At 59.4% G+C, this 18,366-nt stretch carries 13 protein-coding genes; 7 read left to right on the top strand and 6 right to left on the bottom strand.

Annotation, left to right across the window (positions count from 1 at the left end; translation table 11 throughout):
* Nucleotides 1-50: 50 nt before the first annotated feature.
* Complete coding sequence (locus GKG36_RS04610) at nt 51-869, top strand: AraC family transcriptional regulator (RefSeq protein WP_097773809.1); 819 nt, start codon at nt 51-53, stop codon at nt 867-869.
* Between the two features lie 84 nt (nt 870-953).
* On the opposite strand, the gene GKG36_RS04605 is transcribed toward GKG36_RS04610, so the two are convergent.
* The 5 genes from GKG36_RS04605 to GKG36_RS04585 form a co-directional block, all read right to left on the bottom strand.
* Nucleotides 954-1,811 carry a carbohydrate ABC transporter permease gene (locus GKG36_RS04605; protein WP_097773851.1) on the bottom strand — a complete coding sequence of 286 codons (858 nt, stop codon included), beginning with the start codon at nt 1,809-1,811 and terminating at the stop codon, nt 954-956.
* 10 nt (nt 1,812-1,821) lie between these two features.
* Nucleotides 1,822-2,751, bottom strand: a complete 930-nt coding sequence (locus tag GKG36_RS04600; RefSeq protein WP_154259430.1) for a sugar ABC transporter permease — start codon at nt 2,749-2,751, stop codon at nt 1,822-1,824.
* A 204-nt stretch (nt 2,752-2,955) separates the two neighbouring features.
* Complete coding sequence (locus GKG36_RS04595) at nt 2,956-4,347, bottom strand: ABC transporter substrate-binding protein (RefSeq protein ID WP_154259429.1); 1,392 nt, start codon at nt 4,345-4,347, stop codon at nt 2,956-2,958.
* Between the two features lie 601 nt (nt 4,348-4,948).
* The gene (locus GKG36_RS04590) at nt 4,949-5,566 is read right to left on the bottom strand and encodes a thymidine kinase (protein WP_154259427.1); all 618 of its coding nucleotides are present in this window, start codon (nt 5,564-5,566) and stop codon (nt 4,949-4,951) included.
* Between the two features lie 250 nt (nt 5,567-5,816).
* The gene (locus GKG36_RS04585; protein ID WP_005942917.1) at nt 5,817-6,458 is read right to left on the bottom strand and encodes a redox-sensing transcriptional repressor Rex; all 642 of its coding nucleotides are present in this window, start codon (nt 6,456-6,458) and stop codon (nt 5,817-5,819) included.
* Between the two features lie 261 nt (nt 6,459-6,719).
* Here GKG36_RS04585 and GKG36_RS04580 point away from each other — a divergent pair, with 261 nt between their 5' ends.
* The 6 genes from GKG36_RS04580 to GKG36_RS04555 all read left to right on the top strand — a co-directional run bounded on the left by GKG36_RS04580 (nt 6,720) and on the right by GKG36_RS04555 (nt 16,979).
* A complete protein-coding gene (locus GKG36_RS04580; protein WP_097780808.1) occupies nt 6,720-7,400 on the top strand; it encodes an ATP-dependent Clp protease proteolytic subunit in 681 nt (226 codons plus the stop codon).
* Nucleotides 7,401-7,502: 102 nt separating this feature from the next.
* Nucleotides 7,503-10,433: a DNA translocase FtsK gene (locus GKG36_RS04575; RefSeq protein ID WP_154259425.1), complete on the top strand. Its 2,931-nt coding sequence runs from the start codon at nt 7,503-7,505 to the stop codon at nt 10,431-10,433.
* Between the two features lie 14 nt (nt 10,434-10,447).
* On the top strand, nt 10,448-12,514 hold the full coding sequence (locus GKG36_RS04570; protein WP_097777240.1) for a YgiQ family radical SAM protein: 2,067 nt from the start codon (nt 10,448-10,450) through the stop codon (nt 12,512-12,514).
* The gene (locus GKG36_RS04565; protein WP_173012885.1) at nt 12,487-13,635 is read left to right on the top strand and encodes an MBL fold metallo-hydrolase; all 1,149 of its coding nucleotides are present in this window, start codon (nt 12,487-12,489) and stop codon (nt 13,633-13,635) included. The genes GKG36_RS04570 and GKG36_RS04565 overlap by 28 nt, the downstream gene beginning before the upstream one ends.
* A gap of 232 nt (nt 13,636-13,867) precedes the next feature.
* Nucleotides 13,868-14,554 (top strand): methionine synthase, encoded by a 687-nt coding sequence (locus GKG36_RS04560; RefSeq protein ID WP_097773801.1) that lies wholly within the window; start codon nt 13,868-13,870, stop codon nt 14,552-14,554.
* Nucleotides 14,541-16,979: a homocysteine S-methyltransferase family protein gene (locus tag GKG36_RS04555; protein ID WP_173012884.1), complete on the top strand. Its 2,439-nt coding sequence runs from the start codon at nt 14,541-14,543 to the stop codon at nt 16,977-16,979. Before GKG36_RS04560 ends, GKG36_RS04555 begins: the two co-directional genes overlap by 14 nt.
* A gap of 646 nt (nt 16,980-17,625) precedes the next feature.
* Here the strand turns inward: GKG36_RS04555 and GKG36_RS04550 are convergent.
* Nucleotides 17,626-18,174, bottom strand: coding sequence for a phosphatase PAP2 family protein (locus GKG36_RS04550; protein ID WP_154259423.1), 549 nt, complete (start codon nt 18,172-18,174; stop codon nt 17,626-17,628).
* Nucleotides 18,175-18,366: the final 192 nt, after the last annotated feature.

Here is an 18,366-nt window from a genome sequence, read left to right as displayed (position 1 = left end):
CCTCTTTGAGGGAGCTGGCGCGGCATCAGCCGCGACTGAAGGAGTTACCTATGAGATCAGAACGTGAAAAGATCACCGGCAAGGTGGCCGCTGCCACCCTGCGCCTGAATATTGGCCGCTACGAGCTGCCGCCGGATGAGGACACCTGCTATCTGCTGCTGGTGTCGGAGGGCAGCGTCACGCTGGAATACGAGGGCGGGAATGTGCTGGTAAACCCCGGCAGCGCCGTGCTGCTTGGCCCCGGCGGCTGCCGCTTTGCACAGACCGGCAGCGCCGTGCCGCAGATCGTGGGGTGCCACTTTCCGCTGGGGATGCTGCATGATTTGAAAAACACAGCCGGGCGGGATTTCGGCCGCCTGTTTGCGCCCGGGGAGCGCACAGTGCTGTATGCACCGGTGCAGTGGCAGAGCCGCATCCGTACCCTGCTGGAAATGATGGCCAGCGCCAGCACCGAGCAGGATTACCCCGGCCCGCTGTACCTGCTGCTGATCCTGCACTATGTGGAGCAGGAGTGCATTGCCGAGAGCAGCGCTGTGGCGCGTCCCCACAACGAAACGGTGGAGCAGATCTGCGCCTACCTTGCGGCCAATTACCGGCAGAAGTTTTCCCTCACCGAGGTGGCGGCGCAGTTTTATCTTTCGCCCTACTACCTGAGCCGTTTGTTCCGGCGGGTAACGGGCCAGTCCATCGTGGATTACATCAACAACCGCCGCATCGAAGCGGCCCAGAAGCTGCTGGAAACAACTGAGCTTTCCATCAGTGCGGTGGCCGAGCAGACCGGCTTTGCCAGCGCCGCCCATTTCCGCCGGGTGTTCCGCGAGGTGATGGGTACTGGCCCACTGCAGTACCGCAAAGGACATAAGAAATAAGAAACACCCCCTGCGCCATCTACGGGAACGGCACAGGGGGTGTTTGTTTGTATCAGATGATCTTATGCTGTGCGGGGAAAGGGCTTAGCCCTTGACGGCACCGGCAGAGATACCTTCAACGAACTGGTCCTGTGCACAGAAGAAGACGATCAGCTGCGGCAGGATGGAGATGAGGGACAGAGCAAGGATCTTGTTCCAGGCGAAACCGGTATCACCGTCCATGGACAGCTTGACGAACAGGGACATCGGGTACTTACCGGGAGTGCTGACGTAAAGCAGCGGACCCATGAAGTCGTTGCAGCTCCACATGAATTGGAACAGTGCGCAGGACACCAGAGCGGGGCCAAGCATGGGCACGATGACCTTGTACAGGGTCTGGAAGGAGGAGCAGCCGTCGATGGCAGCGGCTTCGTCCAGATCACGGGGGACATTGCGCATGAACTGCACCAGCTGGTAGACGAAGTAGGTCTCGGTCGCAAATGCGCAGTGCACCCAGATAGCCAGATAGAAGGGGCTGTCCAGCCAGCCGAACTTGTTGTACAGCAGGTACTGCGGCACATTCAGAACGACCTGCGGCAGGAACAGGGTGGCCAGCATGATGTTGAACATCAGCTTACGGCCGGGGAAATCGAAGCGGCCAAAGCCGTAGGCAGCCACACAGGCGGAGACCACCGTGCAGATCACCTTGGGGATGACGTAGCTGTAGGTGTTCAGCATGGCCTGCAGGATGTTGATGGAACCGCCGAAGTTGTTCAGTGCGCCGCGGTAGCCATCCAGAGTGGGGTGCTTGATCCACAGGCTGATGCCTGCAAAGATCTCGCTGTTGTCCTTAAAGGTAGCACTGATCATCCACAGCAGGGGATAGATCATGATGATGCCGACCAGGATCAGGACGAAATACTTGAAGAAGGTCGCGATTTTGTTCGATGCTTTCATTCCCATACTGGTCACCTTACCTTTCGTCAGAGTAGTAGACCCACTTCTTCTGGCTGGTGAATGCAATGATCGTCAGGATGCAGACGATGATGAACATGATCCATGCCAGAGCGGATGCCATACCCATGTCATAAGACTTGAATGCGTAGTTGTAAACCAGCAGAGAGATCAGCGTGGTGGAACCACGGGGGCCGCCGTTGGTGATGATGTAGGGGCCATTGAACTCCTGGAAAGCCTGGCAGATCTGAGTGACCAGATTGTAGAAGATGATGGGGGTGATCATCGGAACGGTAATGGAGAAGAACTGACGCCACTTGCCGGCACCATCAATGGTAGCGGCTTCGTACAGGTCTGCAGGCACGCCCTTCAGAGCGGCCAGGAACAGCACCATGGCGGAACCAAACTGCCAGATACGCAGGAAGCAGATGATCCACAGCGCGTAGCTGGGGTCAGACAGCCACTCGGGGCCCTGCACCAGACCAAAGGTGACAGCGCGCAGCACGGTGTTGAGCAGGCCGTCCACGCTGAACACAGCCTTCCACAGAACGGCGATTGCAACAGAGCCGCCCAGAATGGAGGGAATGTAGTACACAGTACGGAACAGGTTGACGCATGCAATCTTGAAGTTCAGGATGTATGCGATGAACAGCGCAAAGACCAGCTTCAGAGGCACGGTAATGAAAGCGTACTTGAAGGTGATGATCAGCGCCTTGGTGATCTTGGTGGTGGTAAAGGCCGTGATGTAGTTGGCCAGACCAACGAACTTGGTGCCGCTCTCGAAGAAGTTCATATCGGTGAAGCTGTAGTACAGCGACTGACCGAAGGGAACTGCCTTAAAGACGACGAAGCCGATGATCCAGGGGATCAGATAAAACAGACCCTGATATTTGTCCAGCCACTTCTGGAACGGGGTGCGCCCGACGGCGGGTGCATTGCTTTCTTTCATCTGGGAAATCCTCCTTTTTAAGGAATTTCGGAGCATGAGACGGACGAAGGGGTAACAGACTGGATACAGCTTTGTCAAGATTTTGTAATATATCTCTGACAAAAAAGGGGCATCTGCCGGTCGGGCGGCAGGTGCCCCTCAGGTTCAGTCAAAGGGTGCCCTTTTCTGTGCGTGACCGCACACGGCGGCACTCAAAAATGTAACTTAGCCGATGGTGTAGCCAACAGACTCCATGCCATCCAGCAGGGTGTCAACAACGTCTGCACCGGAAACGCCGTCGTAGTCAACGGTGTCGAACACTTCCTGATAGATGCCGGTGCCGGAAGCCTTCAGGTCGTTGTTCTCGAACAGGGGATCCAGCTTGTTGGTGGTGAAGGCCATGACCTTGGCGTTTGCCTCAGCAACCAGATCCTTGACAGCGCCGGCAGCCTGAGCAGCAGCCAGACCAGCCTTGGAAGCGGGGATGCCGCACTCGGAACCCATGATGGAAGCGCCCTTCTCCTCGTTCAGCAGGAAGTTGATCAGGGTAGCAGCCTCGGCAACGCACTTGCTGGTCTTGGTGATGGCCAGACCCATGGAGACCTTGGAGAAGCCGCCGTTGTTGTCGCCGAACTTGATCTCTTCGCCAACGGTGAAGCCGTCCTTGTTGGCATCATCCAGAGCGGAGGAGTACTTGGAAGCAGCGGAATCCCACTCGAAGATGCCTGCGATCTTACCGGTGATCCACTCGTTGGACTGGTGGGTAGCGGTATCAGAGTTTGCGGAGTAGTAGGTCTTCAGGTTCATCATGACGTGGCCATCCACCAGGCTCTTGATGAAGTCGATGCCCTCAGCGATCTCGTCCTCGGTGTAGTTCAGGGTAGAGGTGACGGGGTCAGCCCAGTCCTTGCCGTACTTGGACTCGAGGTAGAAGACCATCAGGATCATACGGTCGTATGCGCCCAGATGCATGGGGTAGTAATCGTCGCCCAGCTTCTCCTTGAATGCCTTGCCGGCAGCCATCAGATCATCCAGAGACTTGGGAACTTCGGTGATGCCAGCCTTGTTGAAGGTGGTCATGTTCCAGAAGAAGATACGGCCGGTCATGGAAACGGGCACGCACTGCTGGCTGTTTGCAACGTAGCAGGCGTCCATGGCAGCGTCATCCCACTGGGTCAGATCCAGGAACTTGGAAACAGTGTTCAGGTCCACGAACTTGCTGCCGTCGGCAGAGTAGTTGTACAGCCAGTTCCAGTTCACCTGGCACACATCCTGTGCGTTGCCAGCGATGAAGGCAGCTGCCATCTTCTCTTCCCAGCCGGACCATGCGGCGAAGGTGGGTTCGATGGTGATGTTGGTGTGCTCAGCCTGGAACTCCTTGATGGCGTTCTGGTAAGCCTCGTGACGGCTGTCGCCGCCCCACCAGCTGATGGTCATGGAAACAGGGCCGTCAGACAGTGCCAGGCTCTCGTCTGCAGAAGCAGCGGGAGCGGAAGAAGCGGTGGAAGCAGCAGAGCTGGATGCGGCAGAGTTGCCGCCGCAGGCAGCCAGAAGGCCGGCAGCGCCCACAGCGCCGGTGACCTTCATGAAATCACGACGAGAAATTGCCTTGCTCATTTTCGTTCTCCTCCTAAATACAGAAAACATCATCTCGCACGGGGGTTCTGCACATACCCCGTTGTATACAATTATGATAACAAAACAACAACCAAAAAGAAAGACGCAAATTGCAGATATCTAAACAAAAAACGTACAAATATTGCTCTTGTTTCCGCGCAAGAATTGACGCCTTCGCTGAAATGAATAAACTTGGCTCGAAAAACTGTGCAACATGTATACTTCGCTATTTTGCATAGAAAACTGGGATGCATCATAGGAGGAACGTCGAACTTTGCAATAATTTTGTAAACATTCCGTTTCAGAACGTAGAATCGTTGCATACATTGTGGACGAACAACAGCTAAAAAAGCCCGGATGGGAGCCTTTAAACTGATATATCAATAGCGCAAAAAATGTTCACTCTGATATATCAATTGTTTGCGGCGGTCCCCCGGCACTGGTCTGCGGGCATGGAAATCGGTGCTTCTTCGTCCTTTTGGGGGGTGAAAAAGCGCCGACAGCGACATATTTTGCGCTGCTGCGTGGACTGCGCCCATAGGCCGGGGATAAAAAAGAAAGGCCGCCGTGTCGTTGGACACAGCGGCCTTGTATACAAGTTTCAGTCAGCCTGCGAAGCAGTTTTTTCGGCGTAGAACGCGCGCTTTGCCTTGAAATAGCACTGGGGGCACATGCTCACGTACTGCACATCGTTTTCCAGATCGATGGCCACCTGCTCGCCCTCAAAGACGAATCTGCCGTTCACTCTGCGGCAGTTGCAGATGGCCTTGCGGCCGCAGGTGCAGATGGTTTTCATTTCCTCGATGGTGTGGGCCAGCTCCAGCAGCCGGGTAGAGCCGGGAAAGCCCTTGAGCGAAAAATCTGCCCGCAGGCCGTAGCAGATCACCGGAATGTTCAAATCCACCGTGACCATGAACAGCTGTTCTGCCTGCTGCGCAGTGAAAAACTGGCTCTCGTCGCACAGCACGCAGGCCAGCGGCGCACCGTCAGCGTTGGCCGTGCGCACGGCCTCGAACACGTCCGTCTCCGGCGGGATCAGCAGATCAGCCTTGCGGCGCACGCCCAGACGGCTCACCAGCTCACCGCCGCCCTTGGTGTCCACCTGTGGCTTGAGGATCAGCACCCGCATCCCCTGTTCTTCGTAGTTGTGGGCTACCTGCATCAGGGCGGTGCTCTTGCCGCTGTTCATCGCGCCGTAACGGAAATACAGTTTTGCCATTTGAAAAACTCTCCTTACAGAAAGAACCCTCTCAGCCAAAGCCTGACGGCTTTGCCAGCTCCCCCGATGGGGGAGCTTTTCTGCATCTTCCGGGCAGGCTGTCCTTCGCCGGAGAAGCAGAAACTTTCCCGTCCCCACTCATAAAGCTCCCCTTTCGGGGGAGCTGTCGAGCGTATGCGAGACTGAGAGGGTTCAGCGGCATCTCAGGCTTTGACTGAGAGGGTTCTCTTATTACTTACAATAGGTACGTTCAGTCCTGATTGCGCAGGCGGTAGCCAAGGCTCATCAGGCTGTCGCCCAGATGGACGTTCTCCACCACCACATCGGGATACGGCACAGAGAGGTCATAGTGGGAGAAGTTCCAGAAGCCCTCGATGCCCAGATCCACCAGACGGCCGCTGACCTGTTCCGCACCGTCGCGGGGCACACAGAGCACTGCGACCTTGGGGTGATGCTCGGCACAGAAAGACTCCAGCTCGTCGATATGGCGGATCTGGATGCCGCTGATCTCCTTGCCCACCTCGCTCTGTGCCACATCAAAGGCGGCGATCAGGCGGTAGCCGTTGGTATCGGTGGTGATAAAGCGGCTCACTGCCTTGCCCAGACGGCCGCAGCCGATCAGGATGGTGGGCAGGCGGTCGCCGTTGCCGAACAGCAGGCCTTCCAGAATGGAGAGCAGGTTTTCCACCGAGTAGCCGATGCCCTGCCGGCCATTCACATCGCCGATGCAGTTGAAGTCCTGCCGTACCTGCGAAGCGGTGGTGCCCATCTGAGCAGCCAGCTCGCGGGAAGAAATGCTGTTGATGCCGTCTGCCTGCAGAGAGCACAGATAGCGGTAATATTTGGGAAGACGCTTGATAACGGGAAGCGAAGCCCTTGCAGGAGTGTTCATAGAATACTTTCTCCTTTCGCTCTATCGCAGTACTTGCCGCAGCTGCCTGCTTTACAGATGCGGCACAGAGAAACCCCGATCCGTTTACGGGTTCATATTGCAGATATTACAGTCAATTATTTAAAGTATACTGCACCGATGGAGAATGTCAAATCATTCTCAAAAAATTTTTATGAAATGTTACCGCTTTTTTGCTGCAGCGGGTCTGCATAGCCCGGCACAGGCTGGGGAATGCTGACAGAAAACGCAGGAGGAAAGCATATGAACGATGAAACGCAGCTGACCGACGCGCGTCGGCTGGAAAAAGAAGAGATCGAAGATCTGGGCACGGTCACGCTGGCCCGCGGGGAGCATGTGATCCACTGCCTGACCGTCATCGGCCAGATCGAAGGCCATTCGGAAGCGCCGCAGGGCCAGAAGACCACGAAGTATGAGCATGTCATCCCGCAGCTGGTGGCCGCGCAGGAGGATCCTCGCATCGAAGGCCTGCTGGTGCTGCTGAACACGGTAGGCGGGGATGTGGAAGCAGGCCTTGCGCTGGCGGAGCTGATCGCCAGCGTGTCCAAACCCAGTGCAACGCTTGTGCTGGGCGGCGGGCACTCCATCGGCATCCCGCTTGCCGTCAGCGCCCGGCGCAGCTTCATCGTGCCCACAGCCACCATGACCGTGCACCCGGTGCGGCATTCCGGCGTCATTCTGGGGGTGCCGCAGACCATGCGCAGCTTTGAGCAGATGCAGCAGCGCATCACCGGCTTCGTAGCGGCCCACAGCGGCATGACTGAAAAACGCTACACCGACCTGATGCTCCACACCGGCGAGCTGGTGATGGACATGGGCACCGTGCTGGATGGACGCCGGGCCGTGAAGGAAAAGCTCATTGATGAGCTGGGCGGGCTTTCGGATGCGCTGGCGTGGCTGTATAAAGAGATTGAACGCAAATGAAGGCCGATTTTGTACAACAATAGGTTTGCCATTTCCTTCCCTGCGTGGTACAATAATAAAATCAAATAGTGTGTCTACTACAAACGCGGGGAACAAAGAAACATGGCAACAAAAAAACGTAAAACGACAACACGGCGCGCAGCATCGCGCAAAAAACGCGCAGAACAGCGGCTTCCGGCGGGGCTTGGCACCCTGTTTGCAGGCCTTTTGCTGGTGGTGCTGGCCTTTGTGGAGGGAGATTCGGCATGGAAGGCCCTGCACGATGTGCTGTTCGGACTTTTTGGCTGCGGCAGCTTTGTGCTGGGCACGGCAGTGTGCTGCCTTGCTGTGCAGTATACCCGGGGCGAAGACCTTCTGCCCAAGATCTTCAAGCTGGTTCTGGGGCTGGTGTTTGCCTGCGGCACGGTGATCGTTTTTTCCGATATCCAGCCGCAGGGCATGTCGGCATTTCAGATGACGGCTGCCTGCTACGCAAACGGCGTGAATGCATGGATCGGCGGCGGTGCGCTGGGTGCACTGCTGGGCGGCAGCCTGCTGCTGCTGTGCGGACGGCCTGCGGCAACCCTTATCATGATCGTGCTGGCACTGTGTGTCAGCCTGTACATTTTTGATCTGACCCCGGCAGAGGTGTGGCAATGGCTGTGCGCTGCGTTTGGCGGCGTGCACGCAAAGGGTGCGGCCATGGCGCAGCAGAGCGCAGCCCGCCGCGCTGAACGTGCCGCTGCCCGCGCGGCAGAAGCCGAGGCTGAGGAAGACTACGACGAAGCAGAAGATGAATACCGGGATGAGGAAGATGCCGAAGAGGAGATGGAAACTCCGGCTTTCCGCATCGGTGTGCCGGACTGGCTGAACGGCATCCGCCACTGGGGCCACAAGGTGACCGAAGAGATGGAGGCGGAGGAGCCGGAGGCCGCCCCGCAGCCGGAGCCGCCCGCAGATACTTCCGGCCAGCCGCTTGCCCAGCCGGAGCCTGCCGCCCCGGCCATCACGCCGGTGCAGGTACGGGTATCCCGGCCCCGGGCTTCCTTTGACGTAGACCTTGGCCCCGACCACACTGAGGTGAAGGAGGGCGGCAGCGAACCCATCGAGCCGCTCATCGTGGGCCCGGGCGGCACCTTTGGGCAGAACCCGCTGCGCCCGGCCCCCAGACCTGCCCCGCAGCCCATCGTACAGGACACAGTGGAGACCGATGCATCCGATTTCTTTGCAAAGGCTGCACAGCCGGTGCAGCCTGCGGCAGCGGAAAGTTTTGATACTCCGGTCATGACCCCGGCAATGCCGACGGCCCAGCCGGAAAGCCCGGCAGCGGCAGTCACGCCGGAGATGCCCGCCGTGCCCATCCAGCCCGCAGTCCCGGCGGCACCCGCCCGGGTGAGCGCCGAAAACGCCGTTGCCATGCGCGGCACACCCGACGAGGACGGCTGGATCAGCATTACCAGCGAACCGGTGGAGGAAAAGGATATCAGCACGCTGGTGGCAGCGGCAATGGAAAAGCCTGCCGCTTCCGAGCAGGCCGCGGCAGCGGCCCCTGTGGACGAGACCGAACCGGTGGATACTTATCAGTACCAGTATCCGCCCATTGAGCTGTTTGAAAAATCGCAGGACGAGACCGACCCCGGCGCGCAGGAAGAGCTGAAAGCCAACGCCCAGAAGCTGGTGGATACGCTGGAAAGCTTTGGCGTGCGCACCCGTGTGCTGGATATCTCCCGGGGCCCCTCCGTCACCCGGTACGAGGTGCAGCCCATGGCGGGTGTCAAGATCAGCCGAATCACCTCGCTGGCAGACGATATCGCCCTGAACCTTGCGGTGGCAGATGTGCGTATGGAAGCGCCCATCCCCGGCAAGCCTGCCGTGGGCATTGAGGTGCCCAACCACAAAAAGACCCCGGTGTATATCCGCAGCGTGTTCGAGAGTCAGAGCTTTTTGCGCATGACCTCACCTCTGGGCATTGCGCTTGGCAAGGACATTGCCGGTGTGGCACAGGTGGCAGACCTGTGCAAGATGCCCCATCTGCTCATTGCAGGCAGCACCGGCAGCGGTAAATCCGTGTGCGTGAACAGCATCATCATGAGCCTGCTGTTCCGCTCCAGCCCGGAGGACGTGAAGCTGCTGCTGATCGACCCCAAGGTGGTGGAGCTGGCCGAGTACAACGGCATTCCCCACCTGCTGATGCCGGTGGTCACCGAGCCGAAAAAGGCCGCAGGTGCCCTTGGCAGCGCGGTGCAGGAGATGGAGCGCCGCTATCATCTGTTTGCAGAGAACAATGTGCGCGACATCAAGTCTTTCAACAAGCTGGCCGCAGAACGGCCTGATCTGGAAAAGATGCCCTACATCGCCATTATCATCGACGAGCTGGCCGACCTGATGATGGTGGTGGGCAAGGATGTGGAGGACTCCATCTGCCGCATCGCCCAGAAGGCCCGCGCCGCCGGTATGCACCTGATCGTAGCCACCCAGCGCCCCAGCGTGGACGTGATCACCGGCCTGATCAAGGCCAACATCCCCAGCCGCATCGCATTTGCAGTGTCCAGTCAGGTGGACAGCCGCACTATTCTGGACGGCTCCGGTGCCGAAAAGCTGCTGGGCATGGGTGATATGCTGTTCATGCCCGTGGGTGCGCCCAAGCCTACCCGTATTCAGGGCACTTTCGTGCGGGATGAGGAGATCAGCCGTGTGCTGGACTTCATCAAGCAGAGCGGCACCGTGCAGTATGACGAAGCCATGATCGAAGCCATGGAAAAGCACGCCATTCAGGACGGCAAGAAGGGCAGCAGCGGCGCGGACTCCGACGAGGATCCCGATACCGACCCGATGTTCAAGCAGGCCGTGGAGGTGGTCATCGATGCCGGTCAGGCCTCCACCAGCCTGCTGCAGCGCCGCTGCAAGCTGGGCTACGCCCGTGCGGCCCGTATCATGGACGAAATGGAACAAAAAGGCATCATCGGACCCTACGAGGGTGCCAAGCCCCGCGCTGTGCTTATCAGCCGCCAGCAGTGGCTGGAAATGCAGATGAACCAACCGGATGAAACATAAAGATAAGGAGCATTATGGACAACTCTTCCCCTAAGATCTACACCGAATTTCTTCCCATCAGCCGGGCCGATATGGAGGCCCGCGGGTGGGAGCAGCTGGACTTTGTGGTGGTGGGCGGCGACGCCTATGTGGACCACCCCAGCTTTGGCACTGCCATCATCAGCCGTCTGCTGGAAGCCGAGGGCTATAAGATCGGCGTGCTGGCCCAGCCACGTTACACCGACTGCGAGGACTTCAAGCGGTTCGGCAAGCCGAAGTACGGCTTCTTCATCGGCGGCGGCAACGTGGACAGCATGGTCAGCCACTATTCCGTGGCAAAGATCCCCCGCGCCGAGGACGAATACTCCCCCGGCGGCAAGGGCGGCGCACGCCCGGACCGCAGCGCCACCGTGTACACCCGCCTTGCAAAGCAGGCCTATCCCGACCTGCCGGTGATCCTGGGTGGTCTGGAAGCTTCTCTGCGCCGCTTTGCCCACTATGACTACTGGCTGGACACCGTGCTGCCCAGCATCGCCGAGGATTCCGGCGCGGACATCATCAGCTTTGGCATGGGCGAGCACCAGACCGTGGAGATCGCCCGCCGCCTTGCCGCCGGGGAGCCGGTGGAGAGCATCACGGACGTGGACGGCACCTGTTACATGACCGACTTCGACCATCTGCCCGAGCGCTACGTGGAGTGCGCAGGCTTTAAAAAGGTGGCGTCGGATAAGACGGCGTATGCCAAGGCCTGCCGCATCCAGATGGACAATCAGGATGTGGTCAGCGGCCAGATCATCGTGCAGAAGCAGAGCGAAAAGTATCTGGTGCAGAACATCCCCGCAAAGCCGCTGGTGCGCGGGGAACTGGATAAGGTCTACGCCCTGCCCTACACCCGTCGGTATCATCCCATCTACGAGAGCATGGGCGGCGTGCCCGCCATCCGTGAGGTGCAGTTCTCCATCATCCAGAACCGCGGCTGCTTCGGCGGCTGCAACTTCTGCGCCATCCAGCTGCATCAGGGGCGGCGTGTCACCAGCCGCAGCGCGGACAGCATCGTGGCAGAAGCCGAGCGCATGACCCACGAGCCGGATTTCAAGGGCTACATCCACGATGTGGGCGGCCCCACCGCAAACTTCCGCTTTCCCTCCTGCAGGGAGCAGATGCTGCGGGGCATGTGCACCGGCGGCAAGCACTGTCTTGCCCCCACCACCTGCTCCCACATGATCGTGGACCACAGCGACTACCTGAAGATCCTGCGCCGGGTGCGGGAGCTGCCGGGCGTGAAAAAGGTGTTCATCCGCAGCGGTATCCGGTTCGACTACCTGATGGCCGACCCGGACGACACCTTCTTCAAGGAACTGGTAGAGTACCATGTGTCCGGCCAGCTGAAGGTGGCTCCGGAGCACTGTGCTCCCAACACGCTGGCCTACATGGGCAAGCCGCCCATCGAGACCTTCAACAAGTTCAAGGATAAATTCTATGAGCTGAGCAAAAAGGCCGGCAAAAAGCAGTATCTGGTGCCCTATCTGATGTCCAGTCACCCGGGCAGCACCCTCAAGGATGCAGTCTATCTGGCAGAATATCTTTATAAAAACCACATGCGCCCGGAACAGGTGCAGGATTTTTACCCCACCCCCGGCACTGTGAGCACCTGCATGTTCTACACCGGCCTTGACCCCTACACCCTGAAGCCGGTGTTTGTGGAAAAGACCCCCGAGGGCAAGGCGCTGCAGCGGGCGCTGCTGCAATACTACGAGCCTCGCAACGCCGAGAAGGTAGTCAAGGCGCTGAAGATGACCCACCGGGAGGACCTGATCCCCCTGCTGGTGCCCGCCGCAGGCCGCCGCGCCGTGCAGCGCTCTGCCCGCCGGGCCGAAGCCGCCGATGTGACGATCCACAATGACGGCACCTATACGGTGCGCCCGAACCAGAAGGGCCATAACGGCAAGCCTGCCCACGGCCAAAGCCGTGCCGCTGCACCGACAGGCCGTGCGCCCAGCCCCGGCGCACGCTTTGCGCCCCATTCGGCACCCGCGCGCAAGCCAAAAAACGATCAACAGAAAGAGAACACAACGTGGAAAACTGGAAAGAAGAAAAAGTAAACGCGCCTAAGAAAGGCCTGTGGCAGCGCCTTGCTGCGCTGGCCGCTGCCGCCGCACTGGTGCTGAGCCTTGCGGGCTGCAGCGGGCTGCCGTCCGTCCCGGGCGGAAGCGCCGATGTAGTGCCGAACCCGTCCGCTTCTGCTGCGGCGGCTGTGGATACAGTGGACGCACCCTTGGAGGTGCATTTCATCGATGTGGGTCAGGCGCTGAGTGTGCTGGTGGAATGCGACGGACAGTTCATGCTCTACGACGGCGGCAATGTGGACGACGGCAGTCTCATCGTCTCTTACCTGCAGAGTCAGGGGGTGGAACAGCTGGAATATGTGTTCTGCTCCCACGCGCATGAGGATCATGTAGGCGGCTTGGCTGCCGCACTGGCCTACTTCCCGGCGTACCATGTGTACAGCCCGGTGGCCGATGCCTCCACCAAGTGCTTTCAGGATTTTGTCAAGTACACCCAACAGCAGGGCCTGCAGGTAGAAGTGCCCGCCGTGGGCACGATGTGGCCGCTGGGCGGCGCTACCGTGACCATGCTTGGCCCGGTGGCACAGTACAGCGACACCAACGATACCTCCATTGTGCTGCGCATCGACTACGGCTCCACCAGCTTCCTGCTGACCGGCGACATGGAAAAGACTGCGGAGACCGACCTTGTGAACAGCGGCGCGAACCTCAGGGCCGATGTGCTGCAGGTGGGCCACCACGGTTCCAGCACCTCCACCAGCTACCTCTTCCTGAACGCGGTGCTGCCGGAAATGGGCATCATCTCCTGCGGCGTGAACAACAAGTACGGCCACCCACACGAGGAAACGCTGAGCATCCTGCGGGATGCCGGGGTGGATGTGTACCGCACCGACCTGCAGGGCACCATCACCATTGGCAGTGACGGCCAGAACTACACCGTGGGCACCGAGCACTTTGCGGCAGATTCCGTGCTGAACCCCACCGACCCGGCGGCATCCAGCACGGCCCAGCAGGCGTACATCGGCAATGTGAACAGCAAAAAGTTCCATCTGCCTACCTGCCCGAACCTGCCGGCAGAGAAGAACCAGATCCTCTTCTCCAACTATCAGGAAGCCGTGGAAGCAGGCTATACGCCCTGTTCCAGCTGCATCAAATAAAGAACGAACTCTCCCAGTCTGCTTCACAGACAGCCCCCTCTGGGATGGGGCCTTTGGCAAAAACGAAAAGATTACCTTTTCGACAGAGGCTCCCTCCTTGAGGGAGCTGGCACGGCGTGAGCTGTGACTGAGGGAGTTTTCTTTTATCCGCCGCTCTGCGGGATTGATAAAATCCCACAGGTGCGGTATACTTAAGACCACTTTATTTCAAAAAAGCAAGGAGGTGCGGCGGATGATCGGTGCACCGCAGCCGCTGGTGCTGGCAAAACCGGCGGCGATCGATACAGCACAGGCAGCGCGGTATTTCGGGGCCAGAGGGGAACCGGACGACCGCACCATGACCCTGTTGGAAACATGCGCCATGCCGCTGCTGGCGGCGGCAACGCCCCGGGCGGTCTGGCTGGAAGCGGACACGGCTGCCCTTGCCGAAGCAGGCATCCTGCGGGGTGGGGATGTGATGAAGCATCTGGAAAATTGCCCGCAGGCGGTGCTGCTGGCCGTGACCCTTGGCCCCGGCGTGGATGCACAGATCCGCCGTGCCGGTGTGGGAGATATCGCGGCGGGCGTTGCGTCCGATGCGCTGGGCAGCGCGCTGGCCGAGCAGGCCGCAGACGCAGCCGAAGCAGAGCTGCGCCAGTGGGCCGCAAAAGAGGGAAAGTATTTGACCGGGCGGTTTTCGCCCGGCTACGGTGACTGGGATATTGCAGTACAGCCGCTGGTGGCAAACGCACTGGATACGGTGCGCCGGGCGGGCCTGTGTGTGACCGATACCAACCTGATGACCCCGCGCAAGAGCGTGACGGCCATTCTGGGGGTCAGCGGCCACCCGGTAAAGGGAAAACTGGCCGGGTGCGGCCACTGCGTGCTGCGCACCCGGTGTGAGTATAGAAAGAGGGGAAAGACCTGTGCAAGCGAGTGAACTTTTCAAACAGAGCAATACCGTCCTGCTGGACGGCGGCATGGGCACCATGCTGCAGGCTTCGGGCCTGAAGCTGGGTGCAAAGCCGGAGGAGCTGAACATCACCAATCCGGAGCTGATCGAGAGCATCCATGCCAAGTATGCCGCTGCGGGCAGCCGCATCGTCAACGCCAATACCTTTGGCGCATCGGCCCACAAGCTGGCGGGCAGCGCCTACAGTCTGGAAGAAATCATTGCGGCGGGCATCGCCAACTGCAAGCGCGCCTGTGCGCCCTACGGTGCCCTGACCGCGCTGGATGTCGGCCCGCTGGGAGAACTGCTGGAACCCAGCGGAACGCTGGCCTTTGAGGATGCGGTGAGCGAGTATGCGCGCATCGTCCGGGCAGGCGCTGCCGCCGGGGCCGACCTCATTTTCTTTGAGACCTTTACCGATCTGTACGAGCTGAAAGCCGCTCTGCTGGCAGCAAAGGAAAACAGCGGCCTGCCTATCTTAGTCAGCATGAGCTTTGAAGCCGGCGGGCGCACCTTTACCGGCTGCACGGTGGAAAGCTTCGGCGTGACCGCCCGTGGCCTGGGTGCCAACGCGGTGGGCATCAACTGCTCACTGGGCCCCAAGGAGATCTTTCCCATGGCAAAGCGTCTGGCAGAGGCTGTGCCCGGCGACTTTCCGGTGTTCGTCAAGCCCAATGCGGGCCTGCCCCGGGCCGACGGCAGCGGCTACGATATCACCCCGCAGCTCTTCGCCATGGAAATGAAGCCCTACCGGGACCTGCATCTGTTCGCGGCGGGCGGCTGCTGCGGCACCACGCCGGAGTTCATCAAGCTGCTGAACAGCGTTTTTGCAGGCTGCGTACCCGGCCGTCCGGCCCACAAAATGCCCTCGGTGCTGTGTACGCCGGTGGATTTCGTCAACGTGGACGGCATCACGGTGGTGGGTGAGCGCATCAACCCCACGGGCAAAAAGCGCTTCCAGCAGGCACTGCGGGAAGAGGATATGAACTATGTTCTGGAGCAGGCGGTCAGTCAGGTGGAGGCCGGGGCTCAGGTGCTGGACGTGAACGTGGGCGCACCCGGCGTGGACGAGCCTGCCCTGATGCCCAAGGTGGTCAAGGCCCTGCAGAGCGTCACCAGCCTGCCGCTGCAGCTGGATTCCTCCAATGTGCAGGCACTGGAAAACGGCCTGCGCGTGTACAACGGCAAGCCCATCGTCAACTCTACCAACGGCGAGCAGGAAAAGCTGGACGCGATTCTGCCCCTGTGCAAAAAGTACGGTGCGGCCATCGTGGGTCTTGCCATCGATGAGCGGGGCATCCTGCCCGCCGCCGAGGACCGGGTGGCCATTGCCCGCCGCATCACGGAGGCGGCTCTTGCCGTCGGCATCCCGCGGGAGGACATCTACATCGACTGCCTGACCCTGACCGCCAGCGCCCAGCAGAAGGACGTTCTGGCCACCGTGCAGGCACTGGAAGCCTGCAAGAAGGAGCTGGGGGTGCGCACCATTCTGGGCGTGTCCAACATCAGCTTTGGCCTGCCCTGCCGCCCCTATCTGAACACCACCTTCCTCACCATGGCGATGTATGCGGGCCTTGACCTCGCCATTATGAACCCTTCCAGCGAGGAGATGATGGCGGCGGTGTATGCTTACAACGTGCTGACCAACCGCGATCCGCAGAGCACGAAGTACATTGAGCGGTATGCCGACCATGTGCCCGCCTCGGTGGCCCTCAAGCAGGCCGCGCAGACGGTGCCTGCGGCTTCGGCATCCGCATCCGGTGAGAGCGCAGAGCTTACCGGCCCTTACGCTCCACTGATGAAGGCGGTGGAAAAGGGCCTGAAGGGCGATGCCGCCGCCCAGACCAAGGCACTGCTGGCCGAAAAGCAGCCGCTGGAAGTGGTGGACGAAGCGCTGATCCCGGCGCTGGACATCGTGGGTGCCAAGTACGAGAAGGGCACGCTGTTCCTGCCGCAGCTGCTGCAGGCTGCAAGTGCTGCCCAGAGCGCTTTTGAGGAGATCAAGAACGTCATTGCCCAGAAGGGCGAGGGCAGCGCCAGCAAGGGCCGCATCGTGCTGGCCACCGTCAAGGGCGATGTGCACGACATCGGCAAGAACATCGTCAAGGTCATTCTGGAAAACTACGGCTTTGAGGTGATCGATCTGGGCCGTGATGTGCCGGTGGAGACGGTGGTGAACACCGTGCGGGAAAAGAATGTGCATCTGGTGGGTCTTTCCGCCCTGATGACCACCACCCTCAAGAGCATGGAGGAGACCATCGCCGCCCTGCACGAAGCGGGCCTGGACTGCAAGATCATGGTGGGCGGTGCCGTGCTGACCCCGGAATATGCCGAGAAGATCGGCGCGGACTGGTACGCCAAGGATGCCAAGCGCAGCGCGGACATCGCCAAGGAATTTTTCGGGGCGCAGTAAAAGCATGAATGCAGGCCAGTAGGAAGCTTTCTCCGCGAACAGCCCGGGACTCCAGTCCCACCCCAGCGGACGGTCTTCGGAGAAACTTCCGGCCCGCCGCCCCGGTAAGCTGGGGCCTCCTTTGAAAACACCTGAAAATCTATTTGCAAATTGTTCAAAAACTCCACAAAGAAATGCCACGATTGTCTGGTAGTATAAGGGTGCAGTCAGGGAGATGCAAAGACATCTCCCCAAAGCCGACAAGGGCTTTCACCTGCGGGGGCTGGTGCATCTGGCACAGCCCAGCAGGTACTTATTAAAACACTGTCCCCCGCCTATGCCAGGCAATCGCCAACGACGGCGGACAGACTACCAAATCCCTCCTGATCCGCCGCAAAGTTCGGGAGTTCTCATACCGCAGCCAGCACCGCTTTATCCTCCTTTCCACGGTGCTGGCTGCTTTTGTTTTTACCTGAATGCAAGAGAACGATTGGGAATAGCCGCCGCGTGCGCTTTGGCTGTTTTAGCGGAAATTCTATTATAATTAGTTGAGCCTCGGAAAAATCTGCGGATTTTTCCGAGGCTCTTTTTCACGAATAGGATCGAAGCGATATACTTCATCTGAATGTAAAAAGCAAAGCAAGAACGAGTGCGAGACGAAATTGGTTTATACAGTTCGTTTTACTTCACTGCGTTTCGCCCATTTGTTGCTGATCTTATCTGCCAGCATGGAGCCGCAGGCCCCCAATGCAAGGCCCAGTGCTACGCCGCCCAGAATGTCGGTGGGGAAATGCACATACAGGTACATCCGCGTGAAGCCGATGAACCCGGCCAGCACAAGAGCCGGGACGCCGAGCCTGCGGTTCTGCAGCCAGAGCGCAAAGGCAGCGGCAAAGGCGGAGGATGTGTGTCCGGAAGGAAACGACCAGCCATGGGGCCGGGCCACCAGCGTGAGCATCTCCGGCCGGAGGTCGCAGGGGCGCGGGCGTGCGAACAGCGGCTTTAAGGCGCAGTGGCCCGCCAGCATATAAAGGCCCAGCGCCAGCGCCATGGCCAGCCCGGCCCGGCGGGTGCGCCGGAACGCCAGCAGCACCGCCGTGAATGCGATCCAGATCTCGCCGCGGGCACCGGCCTGATCGAAAAACACCGCCAGTGCATCCAGCACCGGACAGCGCAGAGCCTGCAAGGCATCCAGAAGGGTAAATTCAAAGGACATGGATAAAGCCTCCCTGCTTGTTGTTTTTGCCCTTATGGTAACATGGAACCGGGCAGAGAATAAGAACAAGGCTTGTACAAAGGATAAACAAATCTTAAACCGGCAGAGAAGATGTCGGAAACAAGACAAAACTGGAATATAGAGACACAATACTACAAATTGTAAATAGAAAAGAAGCCCTGCGGTGCTGGA

Origin of the sequence: Faecalibacterium sp. BIOML-A1 (assembly GCF_009679715.1) — a bacterium.
GTDB classification, from domain to species: Bacteria; Bacillota; Clostridia; order Oscillospirales; family Ruminococcaceae; genus Faecalibacterium; species Faecalibacterium taiwanense.
Note: the sequence above shows the minus strand (reverse complement) of the source record. Positions and strands in the feature narration are given on the sequence as shown.